This window comes from Pseudodesulfovibrio sp. 5S69 (genome assembly GCF_037094465.1).
Lineage (GTDB): Bacteria > Desulfobacterota > Desulfovibrionia > Desulfovibrionales > Desulfovibrionaceae > Pseudodesulfovibrio > Pseudodesulfovibrio methanolicus.
This window is the reverse complement of record NZ_CP146609.1, coordinates 3,415,858-3,432,023: the sequence shown is the minus strand read 5'-3', so window position 1 is coordinate 3,432,023 and position 16,166 is coordinate 3,415,858. Positions and strand designations below refer to the sequence as shown.

13 protein-coding genes are annotated in these 16,166 nt (G+C 58.2%); 7 read left to right on the top strand and 6 right to left on the bottom strand.

The genetic code is table 11. From position 1 onward, the window contains the following. Window position 1: 1 nt before the first annotated feature. The 6 genes from V8V93_RS16260 to V8V93_RS16235 form a co-directional block, all read right to left on the bottom strand. Window positions 2-745, bottom strand: coding sequence for a class I SAM-dependent methyltransferase (locus tag V8V93_RS16260; RefSeq protein WP_338667662.1), 744 nt, complete (start codon window positions 743-745; stop codon window positions 2-4). Between the two features lie 75 nt (window positions 746-820). Next, window positions 821-1,714, bottom strand: coding sequence for a PEP-CTERM sorting domain-containing protein (locus tag V8V93_RS16255; RefSeq protein WP_338667661.1), 894 nt, complete (start codon window positions 1,712-1,714; stop codon window positions 821-823). 156 nt (window positions 1,715-1,870) lie between these two features. Further along, window positions 1,871-2,539 (bottom strand): CAAX prenyl protease-related protein, encoded by a 669-nt coding sequence (locus V8V93_RS16250; protein WP_338667659.1) that lies wholly within the window; start codon window positions 2,537-2,539, stop codon window positions 1,871-1,873. Window positions 2,540-2,546: 7 nt separating this feature from the next. Further along, a complete protein-coding gene (locus V8V93_RS16245; RefSeq protein ID WP_338667658.1) occupies window positions 2,547-3,647 on the bottom strand; it encodes an HlyD family secretion protein in 1,101 nt (366 codons plus the stop codon). Next, window positions 3,644-4,363 (bottom strand): ABC transporter ATP-binding protein, encoded by a 720-nt coding sequence (locus V8V93_RS16240; RefSeq protein WP_338667657.1) that lies wholly within the window; start codon window positions 4,361-4,363, stop codon window positions 3,644-3,646. The genes V8V93_RS16245 and V8V93_RS16240 overlap by 4 nt, the downstream gene beginning before the upstream one ends. A 1-nt stretch (window position 4,364) precedes the next feature. Then, window positions 4,365-5,495 carry an ABC transporter permease gene (locus V8V93_RS16235; RefSeq protein ID WP_338667656.1) on the bottom strand — a complete coding sequence of 377 codons (1,131 nt, stop codon included), beginning with the start codon at window positions 5,493-5,495 and terminating at the stop codon, window positions 4,365-4,367. A 634-nt stretch (window positions 5,496-6,129) separates the two neighbouring features. Between V8V93_RS16235 and prsT the strand changes: the two genes are divergently transcribed. From prsT to V8V93_RS16200, 7 genes are all read left to right on the top strand, one after another. Then, window positions 6,130-8,784, top strand: a complete 2,655-nt coding sequence (gene prsT, locus V8V93_RS16230; RefSeq protein ID WP_338667655.1) for an XrtA/PEP-CTERM system TPR-repeat protein PrsT — start codon at window positions 6,130-6,132, stop codon at window positions 8,782-8,784. A gap of 28 nt (window positions 8,785-8,812) precedes the next feature. Continuing rightward, entirely contained in the window at window positions 8,813-10,165 is a 1,353-nt protein-coding gene (locus V8V93_RS16225) for a TIGR03013 family XrtA/PEP-CTERM system glycosyltransferase (protein WP_338667654.1), read from the top strand. A 20-nt stretch (window positions 10,166-10,185) separates the two neighbouring features. After that, a complete protein-coding gene (locus V8V93_RS16220) occupies window positions 10,186-10,986 on the top strand; it encodes a polysaccharide biosynthesis/export family protein (RefSeq protein ID WP_338667653.1) in 801 nt (266 codons plus the stop codon). Window positions 10,987-10,995: 9 nt separating this feature from the next. Continuing rightward, window positions 10,996-12,513, top strand: a complete 1,518-nt coding sequence (locus V8V93_RS16215; RefSeq protein ID WP_338667652.1) for an XrtA system polysaccharide chain length determinant — start codon at window positions 10,996-10,998, stop codon at window positions 12,511-12,513. Between the two features lie 3 nt (window positions 12,514-12,516). Next, on the top strand, window positions 12,517-13,386 hold the full coding sequence (locus V8V93_RS16210) for an XrtA-associated tyrosine autokinase (RefSeq protein ID WP_338667650.1): 870 nt from the start codon (window positions 12,517-12,519) through the stop codon (window positions 13,384-13,386). 20 nt (window positions 13,387-13,406) lie between these two features. Further along, the gene (locus V8V93_RS16205; protein WP_338667648.1) at window positions 13,407-14,576 is read left to right on the top strand and encodes an XrtA/PEP-CTERM system-associated ATPase; all 1,170 of its coding nucleotides are present in this window, start codon (window positions 13,407-13,409) and stop codon (window positions 14,574-14,576) included. A gap of 89 nt (window positions 14,577-14,665) precedes the next feature. Continuing rightward, the gene (locus tag V8V93_RS16200; RefSeq protein WP_338667647.1) at window positions 14,666-15,922 is read left to right on the top strand and encodes a TIGR03016 family PEP-CTERM system-associated outer membrane protein; all 1,257 of its coding nucleotides are present in this window, start codon (window positions 14,666-14,668) and stop codon (window positions 15,920-15,922) included. Window positions 15,923-16,166 lie beyond the last annotated feature (244 nt).

Here is a 16,166-nt window from a genome sequence, read left to right as displayed (position 1 = left end):
ACTAGTCCTTGCAGACGTAGAAACGTTTGGCTAGGCGCTTGTTCAGGGCCACGGGCACCGTGACCTTGTCCGTCCTGCGCCTTGCGGCCGGGCGGGCCAGGGTCATGTGCGTGACGAAGGCACGGGAAAAGACGTCCCGGCCGAGTCCGACCCTGTCGGCCAGCGCCTTCATCTCCTCTTCGGTCAGGCTGGCCATGATCGAATCGCGGTATTCCTTCTTCATCAACTCGTTGTAGGTCAATCCGAACAGGTTGACATGCAATGCTGTCATGAATTTCGACAACCGCTTCAGGTCCCGGATGACCACTGCGCCCTCGGGCTTGGCCACCCGGAGCATCTCCCGGACCAGCCCTTCGGGCTCGGGGATGTGGTGGAGCATGTTGTGGCAGAAGACCGCGTCGAAGGTGTCGTCGTCAAAGGGGATGCGGGAGGCGTTCCCCTTGACGAACTCCACGTTGCGCACCCCTTCCTTTTCGGCGTTCATGCGGGCGATGGCCAGCATGTCCTCCGACAGGTCGATGCCGGTGACCTGCGCTCCCGAGTGTTTGGCCACGCCGATGGCGATCCAGCCGGTGCCGGTGCCCACATCAAGAAAACGCCCCTGGGCCGGGGCGAGATTGACCACCGACTCCACGAAGCCGGCGTGCAGGATGTCGAGGAACTTGCGGGTCAGGCCGTCGTAGGCGGCGGCCTCCTCGCGGCCCATCATCACTTCTTCTTCAAGCTTGCGCGGGGGGATGCTCATGGGGGCTCCGAATAGCAAAAAGCGGGGCCAACATTGTTGGCCCCGCGTATCGGTTAATTGAAGGCAACCGTTCGGTTAGGCGTTGTTGCGGCGGCGACGAGCGTAGGCGAAGCAGCCGATCATGCCCAGGCCGATCAGCAGGAAGGTGCTGGGCTCGGGAACAGTAGTCATATTCAATTCGCCGGACTGGGCGGCGAAATCCCAACCGCCGGTGCCGGACTGGACGTTGACGGCGCCGTAGATGTCAGACTCACCATTGTTGTAAGCGTTGGAGTCGATGAGCTCGCTGAAGTTGTTGTTGGAAGTCACGCTACCGAAGAACGTACCCTGAGACTGAGTCGCGCTCGTGCCGCCGGAGAACTGGGCAAGCTGAGTGTAACCGGGCAGAATGCCTTCGTCGAAGTCGAAGGTGGCAAACTGTTCGCCCAAGGCCCGGGAGGTGCCATAGAAGGTTTCAAACCAGGAGAGGTTGAGATTACCGTCCGTCATGTCGAAATCCGCGCCGGGAGCGGCAAAAGCTGCGTTTACCGTACCACCGGAGTAGAGAGCGCTGTGACCACCCGTGAACAACAGGGCGGTAGGGGTAGCACCCTCGTATTCGACACGCGCGATCCTCAGGCCCCAGAAAACACCCGTCACGGATTGCGGAGTATCCGCGGTCTTCACCCAGTTATATGTGGCCGGATCCACGCCGGTATCCGATACTTGGTTGACGTCGTAAACACCCCAGAGATACATGGCGTTACCGGCATCAAGATTAGCCTGAATGCCCGCAATGGCGGCGCCGGGGCTGCTGGTGTCGATGTTTGCGTACTGGGCACCGCTTCCGTTGGTAATCTGCTGGGACATGCTGAAGTTCCACAGGTAGGTGGAGTCGCCGCTGTCCATGCCCAGGAAGTTTGCTTGAGCGACGCTGGTGAGCATCAGCGTCAGGGCCAAAGTCGCGAAAATTGCAGTAAGTCTCTTCATAGTCGTTGCCTCCATAAAGGTGTGCGTTTCCCTACATGGTAGCAAGGGGTGTGCCAAATTGTTTTTCCTTGATTTCATTGAGTTTTTAATTCTAAAACTTACGGACTCGCCATAGACTGTAAGATATCCCGACGGAATATTCGGTACACTTGACAGTTACCAGAACAGCCACCGGCCGGTGACGAGGACGTAGCCGCCGAGGAGGAGATTGGTCAGTCCGTGGGACACGACGCACTGCACGACGCTGCCGGTGCGCATATATATATAGTTATAGGCCGCACCGGCCAGGATGCCCGCCAGCCACAGGTGATGTTCGAGGCCGAACAGGACGGCCGTGGCCGTGAAGGTGAAGAGGGTGAAGGTGCCGTGCCGGACCGCGGTAAAATTCTTGTCCACCAGGTAGCGGGTCAGGAAGGAGCGCCAGAAGAGTTCCTCCATGACCGGCACGATCACGGCAGCGCCGAACAGCCGGACGGCGATCATGGGCAGCCGCAATCCCCCGAACTGGTTGGGGTCGAATCCCTGGGAGGCGCCCATGGTGGCGAAGGGCAGGTCGAGGTTGATCCACAGGAGAAACACGGCCGCGCCCAGGCCGAGGCTCAAGAGCGTGTCGCGGGTGCGGGCGAGTTCCGACCAGCGCAGTTCGTCGTAGCGCTTCCACAGCCAGAGCAGGCTCAGGCCGACCAGGCCGATCTTGAGCGGGTAGAGGGCGGCCGCCGTGTGGGCGGAGATCTCGAACAACCCCGACCGGCTCCCGATTTCCGGGACCGCGACAAAGGCCATGTACAGGCAGAATGGGAGGATGCGGTCGATGAGCGGCGTCATGGGAACCTCAAGGCTGGCCGTTGACGATGGAGTTGAATTCGGAGCCGGCGGCCTTGTCCGTCAGGATGAAGACATCGCCGGTCAGCCCCGTGACCATGCCTTCCCTGGGTTCCAGCTCGACAAGGACTTCGAGCACGATCTTGTCCACCTTTTCGCCGGGGGTCCGGGGCGGTATCTCGGTCAGCTGCATGGTGCCCGCCTTGCGCAGCACCCGGCCCTTGATCCGTTCGTCGCCAAAGGCCTCGCTGGTGAAGAAGGCCTCCTGTCCCGCATGGACATAGGTGACGAATTTTTGGTCCAGCTCGGCCCGGACGTTGAACTTGCTGACGTCGGCCACGGTCATGACCGGGGTCTCCACGAAGACCGAGACGTGTTCGCCCGGCAGCCGGTGCCGCCGCAGGACGATGCCGTCAATGGGCGAGCGGAGCACGGTCTGGTCGAGCTGGGCCTCGGCTTCCAGGGCGCTCTGCACCGCAGCCTGATACTCGGCCCAGGCCATGAGGATGTCCTCCTTGCGCGACTGGTTCTCGGTGATGAGCATGCGTTGCACAGCCTCTTCGTGCTGCTTTTCGGCCACCAGAAAGTCCTTGGTCGCCCGGTCCACCTCTTCCTTGGCGATGAGGTTCTTGGCGAGCAGTTCCTTGCGTCGGTTCATCTCGTTGCGGGCGTTGATCATGACCGATCGGGTCCGTTGGACCACGGATTGTGCCTCGCTCTTTTCCTCCTTGCGCGCCCCGGCCACCAGTTTGTCGTAGTAGGCCTTTTTGGCCTGGGCGTTGGCCTTGGCCGTAGCCAGGTGCGCCACATACTGTGCATCGCGGAGATAGGCCAGGGGTTGCCCCTTGGTGATATGCTCGTCCTCTTCAACCACCACGGATTCGATCACCCCGCTGATCTCGAAGGCGAGGTCGCGCTCCTCGGTGGCCGGTTCGACGCGGCCGTATGCCGCCACCCACGGGGAGCGGTCGCTGAGCGGTGGAGTCGCGGCCATATTCTCGGTGGAGGTGCCGACGTCGGGCAGGTAGTCCGACAGCCATTGCGGCGATGCCTGGACCACATAGACCGCGGCGCCGATGGTGATGGCCAGGAGCAGCAGTACGATTTTCATGGTTTCCTCTCTGGAGCCTTTGCCCCGTCCAGGGGCTGTGGGTGAAGCAGGCCGTCCTCGATGGTCACGATGCGGTCGGCGAATCCCACGGTTCTCGGGTCATGGGTGACAACGACCACGGCACAATCGCCCTTCTTGGCCAGGGAGTGCATCAGTTCCATAACCTGGTGGCCGTTGACCGAGTCCAGGGCGGCCGTGGGCTCGTCGGCAAGGATAACCTGCGGCGATCCGGCCAGGGCGCGGGCAATGGCCAGCCTCTGCTTTTGCCCGCCGCTCATGGTCGAGGGCTTGACGTGGGCCTTGTCGTCCAGTCCCACGTCGGCCAGAGTCTTCATGGCCGTGTCTCTGGCCCGGCGTCGGGTGTAGCCGCGCAGGTCCAGGGCGACCATGACGTTTTCGAGGACGTTGAGGGTCGGGAACAGGTTGTATTCCTGAAAGATGTAGCCGATGTTGTCGAGGCGGATCCTGCCCAGTGCACGTTCGGACAGGTTGGCGACGTCGCGGCCCGCCACGGAGATAAAGCCGGAAGTAGGCTTGAGGATGCAGCCCATGATGGAGAGCAGGGTGGTCTTGCCGCTGCCGGACGGGCCCATGAGCATGAGCAGCTCTCCCCGGAGCACGTCCAGGGTGGCGCTGCGCAGGGCGTACTCCCGGTTGTTGGCCGGGCCGTATGCCTTGGAGATGTCCTTGAGCACGATGGCTGTTTTCGCCGTCATCCTACCGCCCCTTGAAGACCAGGATCGGGTCGAGCGTCATGACCTTGCGGATGGAGATAACCGCCGAGCTGACGCACATGAACAATGTCAGGAAGAACATGCCCCCACCCAGCAGGGGGGGGATGACAATGGCCGTTGCCGAAAAATTGCTGAACCGGGAAACAATGATTGAGATGGCGATGCCGAACCCGTAGCCGAGCAGGGCGCTCAGGGATGCCTGGGTGAGCAGGATGCCGTATATATAGGAATTGGGCGCGCCCATGGCCTTGAGGGTGGCGAACTCCGAGATGTGGTCCAGGGTGGTGGCGTACAGAGTCTGGGCCACGATGACCATGCCGACAACCAGGCCGAGAAAGGCGGCGATGAGGATGCCCGTGCCTGCGCCGGTATTGAACATCCAGTAACGCTGGGTCTTCCAACTGAATTCCTTGGTGGTGTATACGTCTACTCCCTGGACGTGCCGACGGATGGAGTCGCGCAAGGCCTCGGGCGAGACGCCCTTGTCCGCTCGCACCAGAATATAAGTGAATTCACCCGGTTTGAGACTCGAAACCTTCCATGCCGTATCCAGGTTGGCAAAGACGAAGGGCGAGGTGGTGAAGGAGCGGATGCCTTGGCTGAACCCGACCACGCGGACCCGCTTGTCGTTGATCTCCGCGACCGTTCCCTGTTTGGATATACCGAGTTTGTCCGCGTAGAGCTGGTCAGGGATGATCCCGTCGCGCAGGTCCAGGAGGTCGGTGGACCCGACCTTCAGGCCCCAGGGGCCACCCATTCCCTTGGCCGGCTCGAACCCGATAATTTGAATCGATTCCTGGCCGCCGTCCGGCTTTTTCCAGTTGGCGAACTGCGTGATGAACTTGGCGGCCGAGGCCACGCCAGGAGTTGATAACGTGTCGTAATACTTGCTTTCCTTGAGCGGCAGGGCGATGTCGAAATTCTTGACACCGGGCGAGGTGACCCAGACGTCGGCACCGGAATTGTCGATGACCGACGAGATGGTCGTGGTGAACCCAAGAAAGAGGCCCACCTGGATGGTGATCAGGACCACGGAAAAGACGATCCCGGTCAGAGTGACGACCAGGCGGAGCTTGTCGTGAAGGAGGTTCTGGCAGGCTATGGTTGTAATCATTGTGGTTTGGTTGTTCTCGTTGATGACTATATCAAATAGCAAATTTAGAGCCAGGGTGCCAACCGGAAAGATGCCATCCACCGTATGTTTCGGCATCCATGACGTTTGTGCAAAATAATGGTTGGCAGGGGGGATGCGGCCGTGTCCGATCCCCGGCCCTCGCATTGTGTCCGGAATAGCGCCGTCATTTGGTCCGGGAAAATCGGACAGTAGTGTTTTCCATAATATATCATATCGAGATAATTTGGTTTTAATTCATAATCAGACAGAGTGGAATCTATGAATAGATCAAGTCTATCTAAACGCTGATGATTGATAGACCAAGATGCTAATCCGGTAAAAACAATCGTACGCTTCTGAAAAAAAAGATTCCCCCTGTGGAAAAGTTTCAAGATTATTTTTTAGATTGTTACTCGTCTTTTTTTAGACAATTTGCTGTCTCCCAAAACCGTATTGAGCAAGGGATGAAAAGTCTGTATTTACCGGACTCATTCATACGGAATTTTATTTTCTGAATGGGGATAATATATTTAACCATTTGTTTTAATTTGTATTTAATTCTGTAAATGCTACTGGCATGATTCTAGCTAGATAGCCTCGCCTGGAGCACGAAGAACCGTTTTGGGAGGTTGCCGTGAAGCTGAGGAATTTTATATACCTGATCTTGGTCCTGATAGTTCTCGCCGGCTGCGGGAAAAGCGACGTCACCAGCATGCTGAACGAGGGTGAGCAGTACCGGACCGATGGCAACTATTCCGGCGCCATTGTTATCTATAAGACGATCCTCGACGAGCATCCCAATGAGTTGAAGGCCCGGCTTGGCCTGGCCAAGTCGTACCTGGCCACCGGGAAGCTGGACCAGGCCCGCAAGAATTTCGAGAAATACCAGCTCCAGAATCCTTACGACAAGGAACTGAATTACGATCTGGCCCGCCTGGAGCGTTTTTCCAAGAACCGGCCCAAGGCGTTGGAGTATATCAGTGCCTATTGTTCGGATCATGCGGATTCCGTGGACGGCGCGTTGCTCTATGGACAGCTCTTGCTCGAGGATGGAAAGGACAAGCAGGCCGAGGAGTGGTTCCGCAAGGCGCTCCAGATGGCCCCTGATCGCTATGAAGGGCGCATCGGTATGGCCACGGTCTACAGGAGCCGGGGCCAGATGGATGCCGCGGACAAGGCCATCGCAGAGATATTGGCCAAGGATCCGACCAACCGCTCCGCCCTCTATTTCAAGGCATCCCGCGAATTGGAGCAGAAGGATAAGAAGGCCTACCGCCAGACGTTCACCGCCATCAGCGATGCCTACCCCCATGATTTGTATGCCAAATACATCAAGGCCCAGGCCCTGTTGGAGGAAAAGAAGTTCGACAAGGCTGACCAATTGGCCCAGGAACTCAAGGCCATGGCTCCCAAGATGCCTTACAGCGACAAGATCATCGGCTTGTCCATGTATCTGCAGCAGAACTATCGGGAGGCTATCAACGCCTATCACAGGGCCTTGTCCATACGGCCCGACGTCGATTCGGAGTTCTTCCTTGGCTTGAGTTACTACGCCGTGGGCGATCTGGAGACGGCCATCAGCCATCTTCGGCTGGCGGTGGACCGCGCGGAGGACTATGTCCAGGCCCGGGAGATGATTTCCGTCATTCTCCTGCAGCAGAACCGGTTGGACGAGTCCATCGCAGAGGCCCGCAAGATCCTTGAGAAGGATGCCGACAATACCGCCGCCAGGATGACCTTGGCCGACGCCTTGACCATGAAGGGCGAGACCGAACAGGCTATCGAGCAATATGAGGCCGTCGCCGAGAAACGTCCCGACGACAGCACCACGTTCCTCAAGATGGGAGCGCTGAACTATTCGATGGGCAACGTGAAGCAGGCCGAGAGCGACCTGACCCGTGCCGTGACCGCGTCGCCGGATTCCATCCGTCCCATGGTTATTCTCTCCGCCTTCTATGTTAAGAACGGCGAGAAGGACATGGCCCGGAGCACCCTCGAAGGAGGACTGAACGGGAGCAAGAATGATTCCATCCTCTATTTCCTCCTCGCTAGGGTGGAACTCTCGGACAACAATGTCGACAAGGCCAAGGAATATCTTTCCAAAGCCAAGGAGAGCAACCCGGACAACCCCGATCCCTATCTGACCCTTGCCGCCCTGCACCTGGCCCAGAAAAATCCCGACGGCGCACTCCAGGAATATACGGCCCTGCTTGAGCGCAAGCCCAACTATGCCCGCGCCTGGCTGGGCAAGGCCCTGGTGCTGCAACTCCTGCACCGCCCGGACGAGGCCGACCAGAGCTTCCAGGAGGCGTTGAAGACCAACAGCCCCGAAGCATATATCAGCTATGCCGAGAGCCTGATGCGCAGCGGCGAGCAGGACAAGGCGCTGGCCGTGCTTGAGGACGGCCGCGGCAAGCTGCCTTTCAACGCTGCCATAGAACGTCTCCGGGCGCAGGCCCTGTTGTCCATGAAGCGGTATGACGACGTACTGGCGCTCTGCGACGACCTGGAAGAGCACAGCCGAAGTGCTGCCCTGGGGCTGCGCACCCGGACCTATATGCTCAAAGGCGATTCCGACAAGGCCGTGGGGTCGGCCAAGCAAATTATCGAATTCTTCCCCGACCAGTCGGTGGGTTACCTGACCCTGGCCGAAATTTATGGCAGCATGGGCGACAAGACCAACCAACTGGCGACCCTGGAAGAGGGGCGGAAACATTGCGAAGCCGATTCGCCCATCCTGGTGGCCCTCGGCAACGTTTATCTCGCCTCCGGGGAGGCAAAGAAGGCTTTGAGCTACGTGGACGCGGCCATCAAACGCGACGAGAACAATCACGTGGCCAGAACCGTCCGTGGCAACATTTGCACGGTGCTGGGCAAGGACAAGGATGCAGTGGAGAGCTACAACAAGGCGCTCCAACTGTCTCAGCGTTATGTCCCGGCCCTGAACAATCTGGCCATGCTCTACCTGAAGGATCCCAAGACCCGGCTCGAGGCCCTGAGGCTGAGCTACACCGCCTACATGCAGCAGCCCGGCGAGGCCGCGGTTCTGGACACCTTCGGGTATGCCCTGGCTGTCAACGGGCGCAACGACGAGGCCGTGCAGATCCTGGAAAAGGCCTTGGAGGCCGACGCGGAAAACTCGGAAATAGAATACCACCTCGGATATGCCTACAAGCAGTCCGGTAAGATCGATAAGGCCTTGCCCTTGCTGGAGAAGGTCGCGAATTGTTCCAACTGTTCACAGGCTGGTGAGGCCAAGAAACTCCTGGCCGCCATCAAGAGCGAATAGTTCGGGAACGTTAGGAAGGAGAGAGACAATGGTAGCAATAGCATCCGTCAGGGTTTTTAAGGACTTCCTGCTCCTGGTCGTGGCACTGTTTTTGTGCTCGGTGATGTTGTTCAATGAGCCGACCGAGATGCTCGCCCTGTTGGAAGGGCGTCCGGCGGACGTGTCGATACTGATCGGAGTCATTCTGATTTCGTTCCTGGTCGTGCATATCATCGTCCATTACATGGCCCCGGCGCGCAATGCCGGAGTGCTGGGACTGGTCATCAGCCTGATCGTGGCGTCGAACATGACCTTCTTCATCTATTGGCAGACCGACTTGTTCAAGCGGCTTGAGGAGATGATCCTGGTTCTGTTGTGCCTGTTCGGCCTCAACCACACCCTGTGGCTCCTGTTCTCCTCCTATTGGAGAAAGATCATGGTGCATCGGGTTATCATCGTGGGCAACGGCGCGTTGGCCCAGGACATGCGCCTGTTGGCCGCCCAGTCGGGTGGACGATACGAGTTCAAGGATTATGTGGAATGCAAGTCCGGGGACTTTGCCGACCCCGCGGCCCAGGTGGACCAGCCCACCAACAGAATCCTTGAGGCAGCCAGACGAGCCAAGGCGAGCAAGATCGTGGTTTCCCTGAGCGAGCGCAGGGCCGCCTTCCCCCTCCAGGAAATTCTGAACTGCAAGTTGAGCGGCATCGAGGTCCTCGAGGCTCCGGAGTTCTACGAACGGGTCAATCAGAAGCTGATGCTCGAAAAAATCACCCCGAGTTGGTTCATCTTTGCCAAGGGGTTCAAGATCATAGGCATTCGCCGCTTCATCAAGCGGGTACTGGATCTGGCATTTTCCATGGTCGGCATCATTCTTGTTTCGCCCATCCTGCCCCTGGTCATGATCGGCATCAAGCTGGATTCCCCCGGGCCGGTACTCTTCAAACAGATTCGCGTGGGCAAGGGCGACAAGGAATTCATCATCTACAAATTCCGCAGCATGCGCCAGGACGCTGAACGGAAGTCCGGCGCCGTCTGGGCCCAGGAGAACGACAACCGGATCACCCGGTTCGGCCAGTTCCTCAGGAAGTCCCGCATCGACGAGATTCCGCAGCTGTTCAACGTGCTCACGGGCAGCATGAGCCTGATCGGCCCCCGCCCCGAGCGGCCCGAGTTCGTGCAGGACCTCAAGAAGATCGTGCCCTATTATGCGGAGCGGCATTTCGTGAAGCCGGGGATTACCGGCTGGGCGCAGGTCTCCTATCCGTATGGGGCCTCCGTGGAGGACGCCTTTGAAAAATTGCGCTATGACCTGTATTACATTAAAAACTATTCCCTTTGGTTCGACTTCAAGATTATGTTCAAGACCGTGTCGGTCGTGTTGAAGAAGATGGGCCGGTAGGCAAGGAATGAGGTGATCCCGTGAAAAAATTGTTGCTGGTGTTGCTGGTCGTATTGTGTTTGCCCGTCCTGGCCCATGCGGAGGATTACGTCGTGGGTGAAGGAGACACTCTGTCCGTACACGTGTGGGGCGAGGATGAACTCAAGTCCACCGTCATCGTCCGTCCCGACGGAAAGATGTCCATGCCGGGCATCGATGACATCATGGCCGCAGGCAAGACCGTGCCCGAGTTGAAAAAGGAAGTCACTGTACAGCTTTCCAAACTGGTCAAGAGTCCCATCGTCAGCATCTCCCTGCTCAAGAGCGTCAACAGCCGCGTCTTCGTGGTGGGCGGCGGCGTCCAGCCGCAGGTGTACGACATGCCGCAGCGCACTACCCTGCTGCACGTGCTCGCCTCGGTGGGCTCCCTGGATGCGGCAGATTTGACCAAGGCCTATGTCTATCGCGAGGGGAAAAAGGTTATGTCCGATTTTTCCGGACTGTTCAGCAAGGGTGAATTCGACAAGGATATTCAACTCGAACCCGGGGACATGATTTTTCTGCCGGTGAAATATGAGCGCAATGTTTTTGTCATCGGCGCGGTGAATCAGCCTAAGGCGATCTTTTTCCATGAGGGTTTCACCGTCCTGGACGCCCTGCTCCAGGCGGGCAGTTTCAGCAAATACGCGGATGAGGACGAGGTCCTGATCATCCGCAAGGACGGCGACAAGAAGATCACCATTCCCGTCAAGACCAAGGACCTGATCAAAAAAGGTGATCTGAGCCAGAATGTCCTGCTCCAGGCGGGCGACTATATCGTCGCCAGTGAAAGCTTCTTCTAGGCTGAACCGATGACGGACAACAAATTCGATACGTCGGGGCCTGACGCCTCATTCGACATCATGCGCTACGTCCACCTGGTGGGCGAGCGCAAGGGATTGTTTGTATTCATCGCCTTGACGGTCATGTTCGCGGCCGTCGTCACGAGCTACGTCCTGCCCAAGAAGTACGAGGCCAAGAGTATCGTCTTCATCGAAGAAAACGTCATCAGCGACCTGGTCAAGGGTATCGCGGTCACGCCGTCCATGGACACCAAGATCAAGGCCATCAAGGTGACCATGCTCAGCCGCAACATGCTCTCCAAGGTCATCCAAGGGCTGGACCTCGATGTGAGCCTCAAGAACAAAGTCTCCCTGGATGGGCTGATCGCGAGTCTGCGCGGGCGGATTCGAATCGGACTGGACGAGAGGCGCGGGGTGTTCGACATCCGTTTCGCGGATACCGACCCGGTGCTCGCACGGGACGTGGTCAATACCCTGACCCGCGTCTATATTGAGGACAGCGTGTCCAACAAGCGCAAGGAGTCCTTCGAAGCAACCCGCTTCCTGGCCGAGCAGATCGACGTTTTTAAAAAGCGCATCGACGAGGCAAGGAAGAATATCGAGGACTTCAAGGTGGCTTCGGGCAAGGTGCTGGCCACCAACGAATACACGGTCAGGCGCGAGATCGAGAGAGGAGAGGATGAGATCAAGGCCATAGATATTCAAATGAACTCTCAGGAGGCCTCACGCAAGGTGTTGTTGACCAATTCACCTTCCCGAACTCGCCTGAGGAAACAGGAACAGGCCTTGAATGATATGCTTGCCCGCTACACCGAAAATCATCCGCAGGTGAAACAGTTGGAGAGCGCCATTGCCGAGACCAAGCGGCAGATAGCGCACAACGGCGAGGAGGAGTTGTCCCTCATCTACAGCTCGCCGGAATACCAGCATATTAAAGTTCAGATAAAGGCCCTGAAGGCCCAGAAGAAAAATATCGAAGAGGAGATCGCGGCAAACAAGGCCCTCCTGGATCAGCTGCCCAAGGCTCAGGCCCAGTTGCAGGAGCTTCAGCGCAAGGAGCAGAACGAGGTCATCATCTACGAGAAGCTGGTCTCCCGCTATGGGCAGTCCGAGGTCTCCAAGGAGATGGAACTGCAGGACAAGGCGGTCTCCTTCCGGGTGCTCGACCCGGCGGTGGTCCCGACCATCCCGGCCAGCCCCAACCGTCCCCTGATCATGCTCGCGGGCATGGCCGCCGGGGTGGGCATCGCTTTCGGGGTGATTTTCCTTATGGATCTCATCGATCCGTCCATCAAGAACGTGGATGATTTGCGCGCGTTCGGCATCCCGGTGCTCGCGGTCATCCCCAAGCTCAAGAACGTCGAGGAGGAACGAAAGATCTCCCGGCGCAATCTTCGAATTTATCTTATCGGTGCCGTGGGCTTTCTGATTGTCCTGGCTTTCTTCGGCACGGAGTTTCTGAGCCTGGGTATTGTCGACAAGTTGATCGAGAAAGGCGCGGCCGTCGTGCAGCAATGGAGGATATAAGGCATGAGCAGAATAGAAGACGCACTGAAGAAGGCTTCGGAGAAACGGGACGAGACCCGGCGCCGGGAGCCGGAGAAGGCGGCCGTCACGGCACCCGTCATGGAGGCCGCAGGCCCCGTGGAAAAGCCTTCCCTGGATTTATTGCCGGTGCAGTCGGATTGCCTGGACCGGGCACGGCAGCAGCGCATGCTGGTGGCCATGAACGAACCGGTCTCTCTGGCCGCCGAGGAATTCCGCAAGCTCAAGCAGATCCTGGTCCGGAAGACCAAGCGCGAGGGGTTCCAGAACACCATCCTGGTGACCAGCGGAACGGTCGGGGAGGGCAAGAGCGTGACCGCCGTGAACCTGGCCATCAGCCTGGCCCAGGAGTTCGACCACACCGTGCTGCTGGTGGACGCCGATATCCGCTCCCCCAGTTGCCATGAACTCCTGTGCATGGAGAACGGCTACGGCCTGTCCGACTGCCTGGTCGACGGCTCTCCCATCAGCAAGGGACTGGTCAAGACCGGCATCGGCAAGCTTTCCTTCCTGCCCGCAGGCTCGGTCGTGCCCAACGTGGGCGAGCTCCTGGCCTCCAAACGGATGACCGAGTCCCTGGCCGAGATGAAGAATCGGTACGCCGACCGCTACATCATCATCGACTCGCCGCCGGTGCTGCCCTTTGCCGAATCACGCAACCTGAGCCGCCTGGCCGACGCTGTGGTCCTGGTCATCAAGGAGGGGCAGGCGTCCCAGGCGGACCTGCGGGATACCATCGAAGCCTTGCAGGGGGCCAACATCCTTGGCGCGGTGTACACACAGGCCAGCCGGACGCACCGCAGCCTGAACACGGACGCGTACATGAAGTACAAGTACTACCACTATGCCAGCTAAACGGACATGACCGGATCCTAATGTACGAAGAATTCTTTAATTTTGGCTCCAAGCCGTTCGACCTCCTGCCGAATCCGGACCTGCTCTATTTGAGCCGGACCCACGGCAAGGCGTTGTCGTACCTGCGGTACGGTATCGAGGAACGGGCGGGGTTCATCCTGCTCACCGGCGACGTGGGCGCCGGCAAGACCACGCTGATCCGGTTGCTGATCAAGGACCACCTGGACAATGTGGTCCTGTCCAAGGTGACCAACACCAAGGTAGACTCCCATCAACTGTTGACCATGATCAACGACGATTTCGGTCTCGAAACCGAAGGGCGGACCAAAGCCGCCCTGGTGCGGGAGCTGAATGAATTCCTCATTGACCAGTACGCCCTGGGCAAGCGGTGCGTCCTGATCATCGACGAGGCTCAGAATCTGTCCGCCGAACTCCTGGAGGAGGTGCGCATGCTCTCCAACCTGGAGACGGACGGCGGGAAGCTGTTGCAGATCATTCTCGCGGGTCAGCCCGAACTCAAAGAGACGCTCAACAGCCCGACCTTGTTGCAACTGCGCCAGCGCATCCAGATCGGTTGCCATTTGTCGCCGCTCAAGCCCGACGAGGTTAGGGACTATATCCTTTACCGTATGGAATGCGCGGGCAACCGGGAAGCTGTCGATTTTTCCGACGAAGCGTTTGCCCTGATCGCCGAGCAGACCCGAGGGGTCCCCCGGCTCATCAATATCCTGTGCGACTATCTGCTTATCGACGCCTTTGCCGCCGGTCGGCGCGAGGTCGGGGAGCAGGACGTGACCGAGATCATCGCGGAACTGGATTTCGAGCGGCAATACTGGCCGGAAAAGAAAAGTAAACGGCCTGCCTCCGGCATGGTTCAGAGCCGTGGACGCAGCATGCCCGGCCAGGCCCAGAAGGTCCTGCGCGCCATCCGTACTCTCGAGGACCGGATGGATTATCTCGAGCGCCAGGAGAACAGAAATTCCCCCTCGACCATGGTGGGTCTCCTGGACCGAATCGAGGAGCTGGAAAAGCAGGTCGCTTTGCAGAGGCAGCAACTCGAAGGGTTAAGGCTCTCCATGCCGGATCGGGTGATGCTCACCCGGATGGAAACCCCGGCCCGGCCCGCCGAGGAGCCCGAGCGGCCCCGCAAGAGAAGTTGGGCCTACAGGCTGTTGTTCGGAGGGGAATAATATGGCGCCGGACACTTGCAAATATTTGATGTTGAACGTAAAGCAGAGTATATCTGAGGCGTTTTTTTATCGTTCGGACATAAACCGTTTTGATTTTTCTGGAACCCGTGATGCCATCAACCCTCCCGAAACTGATTGTGACCGCGCTGCTTCTTGCGTGCCTGTGCCCGGTGGCGTCGGCCGCGGATCTGACCTTTCATCCCCGTATACGGGTGACGGGGGAGTACAACGACAATGTGGAGCAGACCAAAGGCGGGAAAGGGGACTGGTTGGCCATCGTCAAACCCGGCCTGAGCATGACGTACGACCACAGCAGGGTGCTCATGAACCTGTCCTACGATTTCGAGCACAAACGTTACCGCAACAAGGTGAAGGGCGACGAGTACAACAACTATCTGAATTCGGCACTGGCCGTGGAAGCCGTCAAAGACCTTTTTTACGTAGACGTTTCCGACACGTATCAAAAAGTTTACGAAAATGTGAACAGGGGCGATGTGCCGGAAGGCGATACCAGCAATGGGACCACGGACCAGAACACCTTTACCCTCAATCCGTATTTCAGTTTCCCCTTGCAGGAACGGACGATGTTGACAACGGGCGGCCGGTTTCAGGATATTTGGTATGCGAAAGAGGGCAATGTGGACAAGCGGGTGTACTCTCTCTATGCCAATGTGAACCACGAGTTGACCGAGCGGCTGTCCCTTCAGGTAGGCGCGGCTTACGACAAACAGGCTCCTCGGTTCGAGGAGGGCGGATTCAATCGCTACAGCACCACCTTTGGGGCCGAGTACGCGTATGCGGAGAACTCCTTCGTGGAGATGAGCATCTCGCCCACCTACACGGATTATGTCATCGAGGGCTCCTCGGACAAGCAGTACGTCCCCTATTCGTTGCGCATCACGCATGCCTTTACCGATACGCTGATCGCCACAGCCTATACCGAGATGAGCTTCTCGGAGGATCCGAAATCGGCCGTGACCAAGAACCAATTCAACCACGGGGTGGGGCTGGATCATCAGTACAAGCGGGGGCACGTCGGCATCAAATTGGAATACCGGGATTACCAATCGGAAACCACCTCCAGCAGGACGACTTACTGGCGGCCGAGCATACAGGGATCGCACGTACTCACGGAGCGGCTGGGGCTCGACTACAATGTCTACATGGAAATGGATACGAATCCGGACAGCGACAAGTACCTGTTCCTGTTGGCCAACCTGCGTTACGCACTCTCGGAAGACTTCACCTGCAGCCTCAACTATCGTTTCAAGGACAACGATGCGGAGCGGTATGCGGAGGACTACGTATCCAACACCTTGGGAATTTCTTTGTCCTGGGTACACTGAGGATATGGGGAGGTAGCAGAGACAAGAAGCGCATAACAGACGAGCCCGATCCCGGCCACAGGGATTTCGGAGACACCGAGTGACCACACGTTTGCGACAGATTTGCGGCAGGGCGCATGCCCGTCCGACCGGCTTCGAGATGGAGCTGAAATCCCGAAAGGCAAACTGGGGTCGGTGGCGAGCAAGTGCAGATCGTTTGGACAACGCAGAAGATCGAGCACTTTTTTTGTGCGGAAAAGCCGGC

Excerpts from the sequence above, each read along its gene's own strand:
- V8V93_RS16260 (WP_338667662.1), bottom strand. The coding sequence starts at position 745 with ATGAGCATCCCCCCGCGCAAGCTTGAAGAAGAAGTGATGATGGGCCGC.
- V8V93_RS16255 (WP_338667661.1), bottom strand. The coding sequence starts at position 1,714 with ATGAAGAGACTTACTGCAATTTTCGCGACTTTGGCCCTGACGCTGATG.
- V8V93_RS16250 (WP_338667659.1), bottom strand. The coding sequence starts at position 2,539 with ATGACGCCGCTCATCGACCGCATCCTCCCATTCTGCCTGTACATGGCC.
- V8V93_RS16245 (WP_338667658.1), bottom strand. The coding sequence starts at position 3,647 with ATGAAAATCGTACTGCTGCTCCTGGCCATCACCATCGGCGCCGCGGTC.
- V8V93_RS16240 (WP_338667657.1), bottom strand. The coding sequence starts at position 4,363 with ATGACGGCGAAAACAGCCATCGTGCTCAAGGACATCTCCAAGGCATAC.
- V8V93_RS16235 (WP_338667656.1), bottom strand. The coding sequence starts at position 5,495 with ATGATTACAACCATAGCCTGCCAGAACCTCCTTCACGACAAGCTCCGC.
- V8V93_RS16225 (WP_338667654.1), top strand. The coding sequence starts at position 8,813 with ATGGTAGCAATAGCATCCGTCAGGGTTTTTAAGGACTTCCTGCTCCTG.
- V8V93_RS16215 (WP_338667652.1), top strand. The coding sequence starts at position 10,996 with ATGACGGACAACAAATTCGATACGTCGGGGCCTGACGCCTCATTCGAC.
- V8V93_RS16210 (WP_338667650.1), top strand. The coding sequence starts at position 12,517 with ATGAGCAGAATAGAAGACGCACTGAAGAAGGCTTCGGAGAAACGGGAC.
- V8V93_RS16205 (WP_338667648.1), top strand. The coding sequence starts at position 13,407 with ATGTACGAAGAATTCTTTAATTTTGGCTCCAAGCCGTTCGACCTCCTG.